We start from the raw sequence: 12456 nt of genomic DNA, 5'->3' as shown, positions 1-12456 counted from the left end.
AGAAGATGACGTTTACTAATCCCACATGGTAGAATCTAGCCCCGCCACAATGCCCAGCCACAAGCCAATGACGTAGACGATCAGGCTAAGAAGAATTGCCAGTGTTCGGTTAAAGCCCCGTGAGCTCTGGTACACCATGAACGCATAGAAAGCCCCTCCCATAGCACCGGCCAAAGGAGTTACAATGAGTGGTCTTGCCCTCCAATACTTTCCCCAGTCCGGATGCGGTGCATCTACTCCAAAAACAAAGAAGGAGATCACCAGTAGCGCAATTCCCGCCCCTATTATCATGGGTTTGACAAATGATCCCATGGAAAGTGCAGGATTGGTTAATTCTTTTTGCTGTGTCATGGCTTTTAATTTTAGTTATGTTTATGGTTTATTTTAAAAGTACTTTGCTTTTCAAAGTTATGGTTCAAAAAAATTTATTCGTTCTGCCGATTGCTCAGAATCAGCTGTTCTAAAGCATCTAAATGATTCTTAAATGCCTCGCGGCCCGCCTCCGTGGCTTGATACGTAGTCTGAGGTTTACGTCCTACAAACTGCTTTTCCACGCGCAGGTATTCAGCGTCTTCCAAAGCGCGCAAGTGGCTTGCCAGGTTGCCATCGGTGAGCTGCAAGGTTTCTTTGAGGGTATTGAAATCAACCCTGTCTTCCACCATCAACACCGACATAATGCCCAACCGTGCCCTGCTTTCAAAGGCTTTGTTTATATTCTCAAGATACTTTTTCACAATAGATTAACGCTCGTACTTAAAATACACCAACGCTCCGTAAACAATGTGCAACATCCCAAAGCCTACGGTCCAGAGCATTAGTCCGTACCCCACAAATATACTCGCGATTAATCCAAGCATAATCTCTATGATACCTAAGTAACGAATGTCGCTTAAGGTATACTTACTGCCGTTCAGCAGCGCCAGGCCATAAAAAATGAGCATTGCCGGTGCCACCAAGTATAAAATGTTATGGTAGATTAAAATGCCACAGAAGGCGCCTCCAGAAGCCAATGGAATGGCCAGGTTCAACAGCAACCGTTTTGACTGGTTGTCCCAAATGCGTTGGTTCTTTTTGCGGGCATTACGAACCGTAAAATACGTAGCCGTACAAAATCCAAGAACCAGCACCCCCGCCGCTACCCCCAACAGAAAGACAATGTCTTCTGCGGTGAAAGAGCGGCCCGCATCATAGTAATAATTAACGTTACGTTGGCTAAAGTACCACTTCACCACTGCCGCCCCAACCAATGCAGAGAGACCGGCAAACACCCCCGATAATCCGCTTAGTGAGATGAAGCGGGAAGAACGATCCATGATGCTGCGGATCTCGTGCAGGGCTTCTAGTTGTTCATGCTGTGGATTCATATTAAAGTACTTTGCGTTTCAAAGTTACTAATTGTACCAGAAGAAGCAAGTGTTGGTGATGAATTTTTCTATTAGTAATATTGGAAACGCTTTACCTAACGGAATATGAGTTAATATGCCCTTCCTGAATAGAGTGGCAAAGGCCTTTTGTAGATAACAAGACGAGAGACGATAATAGTCTTGTGTTAACTTAAATCCTTGTGTTAACTTAAATCACTGATGGGCTTTTATTCTTGCCTGCCTGTCGTGCTTACGCTAATTCACTTTTATTTGAGGATTGATCAGCAGCTTAATTTCATCAAAATATTACATCACCTTCCCTTCTGCTTCTGAGTGCCAGACTACTTCTGTTGCAAAAAGCTCCTTCCTTAACTGCCGGTACAAGACTACAGAATGTTCCAGACTATTCAACAGGGAGGTTCTGGAATAGGTTGGTAAAGTTTCCTTCAATTGCTCAAAATCTTCAATAGGAAGTTGAGTTTCCACTTTACGGACACCTCTAGGCAGGTTTCCATTTTTGATGTGCAGCAAAGGGCCAAACACTACCATTCGTAAAAAGCCAAAGAAGTCAAAGGCTTCTATCAATTCTCCCCTTCCTATCTTGAGCAGGGCATAATGGATCCAGGTCCAGAAGCGGTCTTCTATCCATTGATAATCCGGGTACGGAAAATGTGGCTCAGTTTCTTCCAGTACCCTCTGCAACTGCCCTTCTTTGTCCAATAAGAGTATCGGTGTTTCAATTCGGTGCCTAAACTCTTCAAGGGTCACGAATTTAAGGTCAACGTGCAAAAGCGGTTGATCATAAAGACAGATCAAAACTCTGGGTTCACCCACATGTTCACCGGTAAAACCAGAAAGAAAATACGGAAGACGTTTGGCATATTCTACCATCTTGTCCTTATGGCCACCAATCTTTTCTCTTGTCACCAGTACAAGGTCAAGATCTGAAAACTCGTCTATTTCGTTTGTCAGCCAAGAGCCGGCTACCGCCAAACCAAGTACATTCTCATCGTCTTTCAACACCTGAACGGTGTTGTTTGCAAATATTTGCTGAATCTTCATATATAATTAGCTTGCTGCTAACACGCTTGTGCCAACCGTGAGGATTTGCTGAGTAGTAGGTATATCTATTGAATTTTTATGCTTCCTATCTATATAATAGCATAAAAATTCAATAGATATACCTACATAAGCTTCTCCAATTGGCAAAGAATGCATGTATATTGTGTCTGATGAACCTGATCCCGCTGCGGGCCTACTCTCCTTCTGTTTTGATGACAAATGCTTTCAATTCCGCCATTTTCCCGTCACTGAACCGCCACACATCACAGTAAGAGTAATCAGCAACCTTTCCAGATTCATCCTTCAAGCTGATTTTACCCAATGCGGTCACAAAATCACCCCCAGAGATTAATTTTTCCACCATGAACGTTGGGGGCTCCAGGTAAGCGGAGGCCATCCATTTTCTAACGGCTTCTTTTCCTTTTAGCGTGATGTCCCCCACAAATGTCCATTCCGTATCGTCGGTACAGTAAGCCAGAAAACCCTCATAGTTACCTTCCGTGATAGCCGCATTTGCTTTTTCCAATATTTCAATATTCGTCTCACTCATAGTCGGATTTAATTTTGGTTTATGTAAATAGATTAACTGAAAAGAACTGCTTCAGCAATTTATGGTAGAATGGCCCACCTCCGTCTTGCCTAAAAACATATCTATGCATTTGGGATGATAGTGGCTACCAGATAGCTTAGACAATGTTAATTTTTATCATTTATTTACTTTCCCAGAAATCAACACTTTGAATGATGGGCAAGGTCTAGTTCATGAGGCATGCTACGGCCGTCGGGCGAAGCATGGCTTCTGCTCCATGTTGTACGCGGGCTTTTTATTCGTTGTAGCCCTCCAAATATCTCAACAGATTTGGATAGAAATCTGCAAAGGTTTTAAACTCATTTCTGTTGGACGTGTAGGTGTCAAAGAAGGCATACATAGGCTTGGCCAGCCTAAAGTGGCGTGACTGGTTTTCTATCTCTTTACTCCCTTTCTCCTTGCCAAATTTCTGCTCCAGGATCTTCGCAGTACACACCCTCACGATCAGCTCGTCAGCTTCATTCTCCCATTGGGACTCTTTAAGCGTTTCTCCTTTGCTTGTCGTTAAAAACAGGTTCCTTATTGTGAATAGCTCCTGCCGGTAAGACGGGATAAAGCTTTGGAGGAAAAGATGGCTGATCTCCTGGGTGATGATATTGAGCTGGGGTGTAAAAGCCACAGCGTCATCATTGGTCAGGCTCTTGGCTTTGTCATTCAGATAGGCCAGGCGGAACATTCTCTTCCCCTTGAATTTCTTGCTGTCTGAGGGGATGGCATTATTCCCCATGTTGTTCAGTAGATCCAGGTAGACCGCAAATTCACCAGGGGATGTTTTCCCGTAGAAAGCCTGGATATCACCTAAGATTCCCGATGTGTCAATGGTTCCCTTTGCGCTCTCGCAGATAGATCTGTATAGGTCCCCGTGCCTTCTGATGAACTCTCCTACTTTACATTCTTTGTAGAAATTGTTGAAGTGGTACAGGAACGTATCCACTGGGGAACTTACGATATAGTGTCCCTCCGGCTGTACCTTTACCTTGAGAGGGTGCCGGTCCGATAGGAAAAGTCCCAGGGAGGCGATATCATAGCCATCCCAGGATTTCAGGTTCCTATACCAATTCAGGGACCTGTGATCCTTGAACGGCGCGAAATATTCTTGCAGGTCTTTGTAATAAGTTGATGGGGTAGGTTTGATGTCAAAAGTATCAGCCGTCGCCAATGTGTAGAAGATACTCAACGCTTCCATCCTATGGTCAATTTCCACGGTTAAACCATTCTTAGCATGCAAGGCGTTGGATGCTACCATAAAAAATAGCCCAAACAAGAAAGATTTAATCCTCATAATTATGTTTTATTAATCCCAACGTACTTGTGTAAACGACGGAGAGGCCGTCGGCCGAAGCATGTTTTTTATACTGTGTTAGCTCCAGTTATTTCTTTTTTGCTTTACTCTTAATTGCAAGTAATTTATTCTCTGCAATAGAAGCTAAATAAGGAGCACTGTAAGTATATTCTAATATAGCTAAACAGAGAGCTTTTACAATTGGAATCTCTTTTTCGCTTAATTCGCCAATCCCTGCATGAGCCCCAATATTTCCAAAGTCTTTTAAACCGCTAGCTACTCTTACTAACTTTTCAGGAATCTCTTTCTTGTCGGCCAAATCTTTTAACATTAAAGCTAATGATGTACCGGTTGCGCTTCTATCTATACAAACTAGTTCTAAAAGTCTTCTAAGTAGAATTACATATGCATTAACGTCTATTGTTTTATTTTTTTCGGCGGCTTTTAAAGTGCTTAGAATATTTTCTGGGAGCCCAACTGGGTAGCGGGTACTTTGGGGAGAAAGAACTTTATAGACAATATCATCGTGGTCCATTGCCTCTTCCCATTCATAACTTACTATATTTACTTTTTTACAAGCAGGGCACTCTAAAACACTATAAGTTATTCCATATTCTCCCATTGGCCCATAGTCCGGTTCAATTTCTGTTTTGTTGTCAACTACATTGCCAATAATTTTCATGTGTGATAAGTTTGAACAATGTCCACACGAAATTGCTTTAGAAAGATTTTTTGACATTTTGTATTTTATAATTGGAGCTAACCTTTAGATTAGCGCAGTTTCATTCTCCCGATATCGTCTAGTGTAAGCGGCGGCGGAGGCCGTCGGCCGTAGCATGGCTTATGCACCTTATTGTGCGACGTTTTTCTTTCTTTTTCTAAAATTTATTATTTTCTGAGCTACAACATAGATTGTAATCGATATCCCTATTACAAATGGACTCCATTCGTAATAGTCCGTTCTTGACTTTTTATAAAGCCATTCAAGGTGTTCTATTTGCCACAAGATTGCTGTCTCTCCAGATATACATAGGATTAATAATCCAATCAAGGCACTTCCTTTGTCTTTACTATTGAATTTTTTAATGGAATCTATTACAAATAAAAAAATAAAGCCAATTGTCAAAAAGAACGGCAAAAGGTAATTTAAGAAAGTTAGTTCTTTGTCGAAAGCAGTTGAATCAGTTTGGGTTGTGTAACCTTGGTTAAGGTAACCAAAATAGAAGCACATTAATGTTAAAGAAAGAGTTACATAAATCGCCAGCGGTAGGAACAGTCCGATTGCGATAATTACATTTTTTCTCTCTTTCATGTTTTTATAAATACTACACAACGGTTAGGCTAAACGGCGGCTGGACAATTACTTGTAAAATATTATCGCCAGTGAAAACGGTAATAGAAAGCAAGGAAACGTCAGCCGAGAGATAACCCAGCTGACGTTTAGGTGTTGTTAGGGGTTGGTTTTTTATTCTTTCTTTAAGATGTAAGAAAAGAATTGTACTTCCTTAACGCAGAAGAATAGTTTTGAAGGGTTTTTCTCGAGTAATGAATCATTTGATGGTGTTCATTCATTTCACTAATCACCTGTTCAATACCTTGAGGTAGTCTTGTATCAATGTTCAATCCGAGCCGTTCCTCAACTTTATTTAAATATTTGATATAACTCGTAATGGAGTTGCCATTCACTCTTGAATTTATGTTAGTGATTAACCAATGCTCAAACTCTTGACTTCTCATGCTTTTACCTTTACTTTTTGCTCTACTTCTTCTTTTCTAAAATATTCTTTTAAAAATTTCCACAAGATGAAACCGGCCACTCCTGTAAATATTACTCCTGACACAATCCATACCCAACCAGCCGGCCCGTCATCTTTATTGGGTTGTACGAATAGGGAAATAAAGAAGGTCGCCACTAAGTAAAGAAATCCTGTTATAAGTAAACCGTCACTGTATTTAAGAAGAGAAGCTTGGATAGGGCGGTTTTGCGCCTCTAATTCAGCAACTCTAATTTTCTTTAATCGCTGTTTTTCTTTTTCTTCTTCACGTCTTTCACGCTCCTCTTCTTTTTCAAGTAATTCCTTTTCAAGTTTCAAGTACTCAAGTTTTTCAGCTTTAGCACTATCAATTTGTCTACTTACATGTTTTTGCTCTTTTTTTGATTCTTTTTGTGATTTTTCATGTTCAATAAACTTGTTTTTGCAACCGACTGAACAAAAAGGGCCAGTAACCATAATCATATGACGAATCATCACCCGATTTCTTACAATGTTTCCGCATTGTATACATGTTTCCATAAATTGTTTGTTTAAATTGTTTAATAATGATTTTTTAACTTGCCCCTAACGGCTAGTATAAACGGCGGCGGAGGCCGTCGGCCGATGCTGACGTTTATACTAGCCGTTAGGGGCAAAGTTGTTTTTACTCACTCTTGCCGAACCTATCTTCTTGCTCTTTAATCCAGTTGTCTCTGTTTCTCGTGGTTGTTTCAGGAAGCTCTGCTATTTCTCCAGCTTTAACAGAATTTAAAAGCTCGTCGATTAACTTTTCTGGTACTTTTAGAGAGTCATTTGGATTTACATACTCAAGTCCGATTAATGCTGTCCAAAGGTTGACTCTGTATTGTCCTTCCATTTGAAAGTACAAGAAACTATGAAGACCTTTTTCTTCTATTATACTTTTTCCTAATGTTAATGCTTTTTGGTAGTCATCCGATGTAGTTTTCTCAAAGTCGAATGGATGTATCTTTTTAAAGTAAAGCTCTCTGCAGGTAATCAAGAATTCAGTTTCCAATCCTTTGATTTTTAATTTTATCAATTTTGCCCAACGGCCTCGTGTAAAAGACGTGCAAGGCCGTCGGCCGTAGCATGACTTTTACACAATGTTGGGTGAAGTTATTTTTTTTATGTTATGAGACTTAGATGCGGTTAAGCGCGTGCTTTTCTATAGGCATTAATTTTGTTCACAACCTCTTGCATTTTATTTGAATCATTTAACTGCTTGTATATCTGCCATTCAAGAATTGAAACCTCTTCAAGGTCGTAACTAAATGTTTCAATATCTGTTTCTAGAAATGATTTATTTAAATTTATTTGATGAAGAGCTTCATTAAATTGTCCTTTAATGATATATACTTCAGCAAGCAAAGTCCGGAAAGGAACAGTGTCAAACTCATCAAATCCTAATGTTAAGCTATATTCAGTAATAAATTTAGCATCTTCAATAAAGACCTTAGTGACATTGGGATTATCTTTCGGCGGGTGAAGTATCATGCTAGCAAGAGTCGATAAATTTATCTGAATATCTTCTGAATCCCAGTTTTGTATTCTCTCAAACCCATACCATTCTTTAAATCTAGGAGATAAATTGTTTTGTAGTTTTTCAATAATTAATCTTTTTTCAAGGGTTGCCATAATTTAACTGAAAATTTTAATGCTCTGTAAACTAGTTTAAATTGTTTTAATTATACCTGTTAATGAATTTATCAAGAAAGAACCTTGCTAGTTTTCTAAATGATGTAGTAGTACCTAAATATTTTACAAGAATAGGTGAGAACTGATAATACAATCTAATTAAATGCTTACCACCAGTTTTTGTTGAGAGAACATTGTCCCTAAATGACCTTAGCACCATGACCTCTTTTGAATTATAGTTGCCATATACACAAGTAGCAATATAACAGCCGCCGGATTTTTTATTTACTCTCTTTTCAGCTTCATTAAGTTGGTTTAGATTTTGATTTATTGTTTGCCTAGCTCTAGGTGTTAAATCCAAATTTGAAATGATACTCATAAGCCGAGTTGCTTCCGCTAGCTCTGATTTCATTTTTTGAACATTGGTGCTATCTGAATGAAATCCACTTGTGTTAGCTAACATACTGATTGAACTGACTGGCATTTTAATTATACCAGATGTCATTACAGCTAATGTGTCTGACAATTGAAGATATATTTCATCATTTGAGCTTACTCTGCTTTTTATGAATGCTAAATCTGGCAAGCATCTATCAAGTAAACCTTTTGCTATCTTTAATCCAGTTTCATTGAATGAGCCCATCATGCCACCTGCTGCTACTGGTGCTCCTGTCTTTTCAATGGTGTCGAGAATTGTGTTTGCTCTTCTATTCAGTTCGTAATCGTCGTAAATTTCTTCCATTTTTTATTTTTTAATTTCACCCAACGTCTAAGTAAATGCACCGGTGCATTTATTTTCAATATATCTATGGTAAAACATCCATTTATCCACTAAAATTGGCAGATAACATAAATCGCACTACCGAATATACTATATAGCAACCACTTAATGAAACACCTCCCGTTTAGCGGCTCTTTTTCCAAAAACAGGCTCTAAACAGAAGAGCCGCCTCTGGTGCAGAGGCGGCTCTTTAAAATGTTGGATAGAGTACTGGTTTCTAGAACGGAGGAGCATCATCAAAGGAGGAAGCCGGGAAGCCGCCGCCGTCGTTCATCTTGCTGCCTAGCCTAATGGTGCTGGGGCCACCGCCTGCGGCCGGGCCGTCAAAATCAGAGACTGGGAAACCGCCGCCGCCGTCAAAGCCGGGGGCGCCGCCAAAACCATCTTCCAGGTTCCCGAACTTGGTGTACTTACCAATGAATTTCAGGGCCACGCTACCCACCTCACCGTTCCGGTGCTTGGCAATGATCACCTCACCCACCCCTAAGGTTGGGTTACCCATTTCGTCTTCGGTGATGCCGTAGTATTCCGGACGGTACAGGAAGATAACCATGTCGGCGTCCTGCTCAATGGAACCAGATTCACGTAAGTCAGAGAGCATTGGTTTCTTGTCGCCGCCCCGGGTTTCCACGGCCCGGCTCAACTGCGAGAGCGCAATCACGGGCACGTTCAGTTCCTTGGCCAGTTGCTTGAGCGCCCTTGAGATAGAGGCGATTTCCTGCTCCCGGTTCCCGCCGCCCTTGCTGCCCTCGGCGTTGCCGCTCATGAGCTGCAGGTAGTCAATGATGACCATCTGGATGTCATGCTGCGCCTTCAGACGGCGGCACTTGGTACGCAATTCCCTGATGGAAAGCCCCGGCGTATCATCAATAAAGATAGGGGCCTGGCTCAGGCGGGTAATCTTGTGGTTCAGCTGCGTCCACTCGTAATCGGCCAGGTTTCCTTTCTTGATTTTCTCAGAATCCAACTCGGCCTCGGCCGAAATAAGACGGTTTACCAACTGTATGGACGACATCTCCAGCGAGAAGATAGCCACTCCCTTGTTGAAATCCACGGCGGCGTTGCGCATGGCAGACACCACAAACGCCGTCTTACCCATGGCGGGGCGGGCGGCCAGAATGATTAAGTCTGACGGTTGCCAGCCAGAGGTAACTCTGTCCAACGCCGTAAAGCCGCTGGGCACCCCGGTTAAGCCTTCTTTCTGGCTTTTCTTGGCTTCCAGTTCCTTGATGGCCTTGTGCATCAAAGACTGCATGTCATCAAAGTTCTTCCGGATGTTGCTTTCGCTCACCTCAAACAGCTTCGCCTCGGTGGAGTCCAGCAGGTCAAACACGTCGGTGGTGTCTTCGTAGGCACGGCCCAACACCTCAGAGGAAATAGAGATGAGGTCGCGCTTGATGGCGGCCTCCGTAATGATACGGGCGTGGAACTCTATATTGGCCGCCGAGTTGACGCGGGTGGTTAGCTGGGTCACGTAGAACGCGCCGCCCACAAACTCCAGCTCGCCCTGCTCGCGCAGTTCCTGGGTAACCGTTAAAATATCAATGGGTTCTGATTTGTCAAAGAGGCTCAGAATGGCCTTGAAAATGCGCTGGTGCGCGTCTTTGTAGAAACTCTGGGGCTTTAGAAGGTCTATTACCGCCGTAAGGGCGTCTTTCTCCAACATGAGCGCACCCAACACCGCTTCCTCCAGCTCCAGGGCCTGGGGCGGAAGCTTTCCTAATCCCGGAGATACGGTCTGCTTGGGAGTCCAGGCAGCCTTACCTCGCGTCGCTTTTACTTTCATCTCCTCCATACTAGCAAATGTAAGGAAGTATAACCCACAGGTAATCCACAAAAATCAGCTACATATCCACATTGCCTCGGACTCTTCTGGCGCGCGGCCTGCTTCGCGCTGGCCAACAGCACACTAGCTCTTCTGCGCGTTTAGCGGCCGTTTTTCCAAAAAGAGCCCCTAAACAGCGGCAGACCGCTGGAAACCGTTTTTACTCGGCTTGGTTCTCTTTGTCCCAGTCGGTGCGTTTGCGGCCCAGTACCTGGGTGAAGGTGGTGTCCATGAAATAGTAGTATTCGCGCAGGCGGCCCCGGTTGCCGTAATTGAATTTGTGCGTGATGCGGTAGGCGGGTGTTTTTTTGTACTCAGACTTGGTTAGGTCTGTAAAGCCGTGGGAGACATAGCCGGCCTCGTCCAAGGTTTTCGCGTTCCACTCCTGCACCAGGGCGCGGGCTTTGTCTTCATTGGAGAGTCCACCGCAGCCCAACAGCAGGACCAGCAGGCAAAGGAACAACGGAAAAGACAGCAGCTTTTTCATAGGTGCGGATTGTAGTGCACGGCAATATACAAAAGTGGCGGAGTTTTCCAGTGGCGGGGGCTTTGGGGGCTTGGCCCTGTAGGCGTTTAGCGGCTCTTTTTCCTAAATCAGGCGTAAAACAGGACAGGCTTCTACTTTCAGATGCGGCAGGTTGCCAATGCCCGGAAGAGAGTAATCCACAAATTTGAGGTTACATATCCACAAATCCGTGGTTCGCGTAACCACTTAGCAAGTTCAGAAATCACTACATTTGCTCTCTTTGAATTGGACTACATGAGTACAGCGGCGTATCAACACATACACATGATTGCCATTGGGGGAAGCATTATGCACAACCTGGCACTGGCATTGCACCGGAAAGGCCTGAAAGTAACAGGCTCAGACGATGAGATCTTTGAACCGGCCAAGGGCCGACTAGCGGCCGACGGGCTGCTGCCCGAGCAGGAAGGCTGGTTCCCCGAGAAGCTCCACTCCCGCCCCGATGCCGTGATTGTGGGCATGCACGCCCGCCCAGACAACCCCGAGCTGCTCTACGCCCAGGAGCACAACATTCCCATTTTCTCGTTCCCGGAGTTCATCTACGAGCAGTCTAAAAACAAGCAGCGCATTGTCATTGCGGGCAGCCACGGCAAAACGTCTATCACGTCCATTATCCTGCACGTGCTCAAATACCACAACCGCCTGTTTGACTACGCGGTGGGCGCCCAGTTGGAAGGCTTTGACCTCATGGTGAAGCTCACCGAGGAAGCCCCCATCATGGTGATTGAGGGCGATGAATACCTTTCCTCCCCCATTCAGCGCGTGCCCAAGATCCATAAATACCACCACCACATTGGCGTAATCAGCGGCATCTCATGGGACCACATCAACGTGTTCCCCACCGAGGAAAACTACCGCGAGCAGTTCCGCATCTTCGTGGACATGACGCCCAAGGCCGGCACCATGATCTACAACCAAGACGATGAGCAGGTGCTGGAAGTGTGCGTGCCCAACAACTCAGACGTAAACTACATTGGCTACACCATTCATGAGCACAAGATCAAGAAGAACGGCAAAACCGTGCTCAAGACCAAGAAAGACGATGTAGAGATCCAGCTCTTTGGCGAGCACAACCTGCGCAACATCTCGGCGGCCAAGGAGGTCTGCAAGCAGATTGGCATTAAAGGGCAGGCGTTTTATGAGGCGCTGGCCACGTTCAAAGGGGCGGCCAGAAGACTGGAAAAAATTGGCGAGAACGAGCACACGCTGGTGTACAAAGATTTCGCGCACGCGCCGTCTAAACTCAAGGCCACCTCAGAAGCGCTCAAAAAGCAGTACCCAGAGCGGCAACTGATCGCGTGCCTGGAGCTGCACACCTTCAGCAGCCTGAACAAGGCATTTTTACCGCAGTACCACGGCACATTCCTGGCCCCAGACGTAAAGATCGTGTATTTCAACCCCAAGACTCTGGAGCACAAGCGCATGCCCGCGCTAGACCCACAGGACTTGAAAGCAGCCTTCGGCGATGACCAGATCCAGGTCTTCACCGACAGCCAGGCCCTACAGGAGTACCTGCTCCAAACCAACTGGAAAGACAAAAACCTGCTCATGATGACCTCCGGCAACTTCGGAAACCTTGACTTGCAGGAACTGTCCCATACCATCACCGCTTCTTAA

Annotated in this window: 15 protein-coding genes; 1 reads left to right on the top strand and 14 read right to left on the bottom strand. The window is 44.2% G+C overall.

The genetic code is table 11. The features are described 5' to 3' along the window. Positions 1-15 precede the first annotated feature (15 nt). From EFA69_RS14240 to EFA69_RS14170, 14 genes are all read right to left on the bottom strand, one after another. Positions 16-312 (bottom strand): potassium transporter KefB, encoded by a 297-nt coding sequence (locus EFA69_RS14240; RefSeq protein WP_245964590.1) that lies wholly within the window; start codon positions 310-312, stop codon positions 16-18. 113 nt (positions 313-425) lie between these two features. Beyond that, positions 426-674 (bottom strand): winged helix-turn-helix domain-containing protein, encoded by a 249-nt coding sequence (locus EFA69_RS14235; RefSeq protein WP_394342836.1) that lies wholly within the window; start codon positions 672-674, stop codon positions 426-428. A 66-nt stretch (positions 675-740) separates the two neighbouring features. After that, positions 741-1364: a hypothetical protein gene (locus EFA69_RS14230; protein ID WP_123133772.1), complete on the bottom strand. Its 624-nt coding sequence runs from the start codon at positions 1362-1364 to the stop codon at positions 741-743. Between the two features lie 306 nt (positions 1365-1670). Then, the gene (locus EFA69_RS14225) at positions 1671-2426 is read right to left on the bottom strand and encodes an aminoglycoside 6-adenylyltransferase (RefSeq protein ID WP_123133771.1); all 756 of its coding nucleotides are present in this window, start codon (positions 2424-2426) and stop codon (positions 1671-1673) included. 193 nt (positions 2427-2619) lie between these two features. After that, the gene (locus EFA69_RS14220; RefSeq protein WP_123133770.1) at positions 2620-2976 is read right to left on the bottom strand and encodes a nuclear transport factor 2 family protein; all 357 of its coding nucleotides are present in this window, start codon (positions 2974-2976) and stop codon (positions 2620-2622) included. A 274-nt stretch (positions 2977-3250) separates the two neighbouring features. Further along, positions 3251-4261, bottom strand: a complete 1011-nt coding sequence (locus EFA69_RS14215) for a DUF4932 domain-containing protein (RefSeq protein ID WP_183906796.1) — start codon at positions 4259-4261, stop codon at positions 3251-3253. A 124-nt stretch (positions 4262-4385) separates the two neighbouring features. Next, entirely contained in the window at positions 4386-4979 is a 594-nt protein-coding gene (locus EFA69_RS14210; protein WP_183906795.1) for a DUF4145 domain-containing protein, read from the bottom strand. Between the two features lie 168 nt (positions 4980-5147). Continuing rightward, positions 5148-5609, bottom strand: coding sequence for a hypothetical protein (locus EFA69_RS14205; protein ID WP_123133767.1), 462 nt, complete (start codon positions 5607-5609; stop codon positions 5148-5150). Between the two features lie 421 nt (positions 5610-6030). Next, positions 6031-6591 (bottom strand): hypothetical protein, encoded by a 561-nt coding sequence (locus tag EFA69_RS14195; RefSeq protein ID WP_148041364.1) that lies wholly within the window; start codon positions 6589-6591, stop codon positions 6031-6033. A 124-nt stretch (positions 6592-6715) separates the two neighbouring features. Further along, entirely contained in the window at positions 6716-7087 is a 372-nt protein-coding gene (locus tag EFA69_RS14190) for a hypothetical protein (RefSeq protein WP_148041363.1), read from the bottom strand. Positions 7088-7221: 134 nt separating this feature from the next. Next, positions 7222-7707: a hypothetical protein gene (locus EFA69_RS14185; protein ID WP_123133763.1), complete on the bottom strand. Its 486-nt coding sequence runs from the start codon at positions 7705-7707 to the stop codon at positions 7222-7224. A 46-nt stretch (positions 7708-7753) separates the two neighbouring features. After that, entirely contained in the window at positions 7754-8449 is a 696-nt protein-coding gene (locus EFA69_RS14180) for a CFI-box-CTERM domain-containing protein (RefSeq protein WP_123133762.1), read from the bottom strand. Between the two features lie 256 nt (positions 8450-8705). Beyond that, entirely contained in the window at positions 8706-10274 is a 1569-nt protein-coding gene (dnaB, locus tag EFA69_RS14175; protein ID WP_245964649.1) for a replicative DNA helicase, read from the bottom strand. A 199-nt stretch (positions 10275-10473) separates the two neighbouring features. Further along, positions 10474-10800 carry a hypothetical protein gene (locus EFA69_RS14170; RefSeq protein WP_123133760.1) on the bottom strand — a complete coding sequence of 109 codons (327 nt, stop codon included), beginning with the start codon at positions 10798-10800 and terminating at the stop codon, positions 10474-10476. A gap of 303 nt (positions 10801-11103) precedes the next feature. Between EFA69_RS14170 and EFA69_RS14165 the strand changes: the two genes are divergently transcribed. After that, the gene (locus EFA69_RS14165) at positions 11104-12456 is read left to right on the top strand and encodes a UDP-N-acetylmuramate--L-alanine ligase (RefSeq protein ID WP_245964589.1); all 1353 of its coding nucleotides are present in this window, start codon (positions 11104-11106) and stop codon (positions 12454-12456) included.

The sequence above is a fragment of the Rufibacter immobilis genome, from assembly GCF_003721565.1.
GTDB classification, from domain to species: domain Bacteria; phylum Bacteroidota; class Bacteroidia; order Cytophagales; family Hymenobacteraceae; genus Nibribacter; species Nibribacter immobilis.
Note: the sequence above shows the minus strand (reverse complement) of the source record. Positions and strands in the feature narration are given on the sequence as shown.

What these genes read in the sequence shown, in the direction of transcription:
- EFA69_RS14240 (WP_245964590.1), bottom strand. Translation starts at nt 312, where the DNA reads ATGGGATCATTTGTCAAACCCATGATAATAGGGGCGGGAATTGCGCTA.
- EFA69_RS14235 (WP_394342836.1), bottom strand. Translation starts at nt 674, where the DNA reads ATGTCGGTGTTGATGGTGGAAGACAGGGTTGATTTCAATACCCTCAAA.
- EFA69_RS14230 (WP_123133772.1), bottom strand. Translation starts at nt 1,364, where the DNA reads ATGAATCCACAGCATGAACAACTAGAAGCCCTGCACGAGATCCGCAGC.
- EFA69_RS14225 (WP_123133771.1), bottom strand. Translation starts at nt 2,426, where the DNA reads ATGAAGATTCAGCAAATATTTGCAAACAACACCGTTCAGGTGTTGAAA.
- EFA69_RS14220 (WP_123133770.1), bottom strand. Translation starts at nt 2,976, where the DNA reads ATGAGTGAGACGAATATTGAAATATTGGAAAAAGCAAATGCGGCTATC.
- EFA69_RS14215 (WP_183906796.1), bottom strand. Translation starts at nt 4,261, where the DNA reads ATGGTAGCATCCAACGCCTTGCATGCTAAGAATGGTTTAACCGTGGAA.
- EFA69_RS14210 (WP_183906795.1), bottom strand. Translation starts at nt 4,979, where the DNA reads ATGAAAATTATTGGCAATGTAGTTGACAACAAAACAGAAATTGAACCG.
- EFA69_RS14205 (WP_123133767.1), bottom strand. Translation starts at nt 5,609, where the DNA reads ATGAAAGAGAGAAAAAATGTAATTATCGCAATCGGACTGTTCCTACCG.
- EFA69_RS14195 (WP_148041364.1), bottom strand. Translation starts at nt 6,591, where the DNA reads ATGGAAACATGTATACAATGCGGAAACATTGTAAGAAATCGGGTGATG.
- EFA69_RS14185 (WP_123133763.1), bottom strand. Translation starts at nt 7,707, where the DNA reads ATGGCAACCCTTGAAAAAAGATTAATTATTGAAAAACTACAAAACAAT.
- EFA69_RS14180 (WP_123133762.1), bottom strand. Translation starts at nt 8,449, where the DNA reads ATGGAAGAAATTTACGACGATTACGAACTGAATAGAAGAGCAAACACA.
- dnaB (WP_245964649.1), bottom strand. Translation starts at nt 10,274, where the DNA reads ATGAAAGTAAAAGCGACGCGAGGTAAGGCTGCCTGGACTCCCAAGCAG.
- EFA69_RS14170 (WP_123133760.1), bottom strand. Translation starts at nt 10,800, where the DNA reads ATGAAAAAGCTGCTGTCTTTTCCGTTGTTCCTTTGCCTGCTGGTCCTG.
- EFA69_RS14165 (WP_245964589.1), top strand. Translation starts at nt 11,104, where the DNA reads ATGATTGCCATTGGGGGAAGCATTATGCACAACCTGGCACTGGCATTG.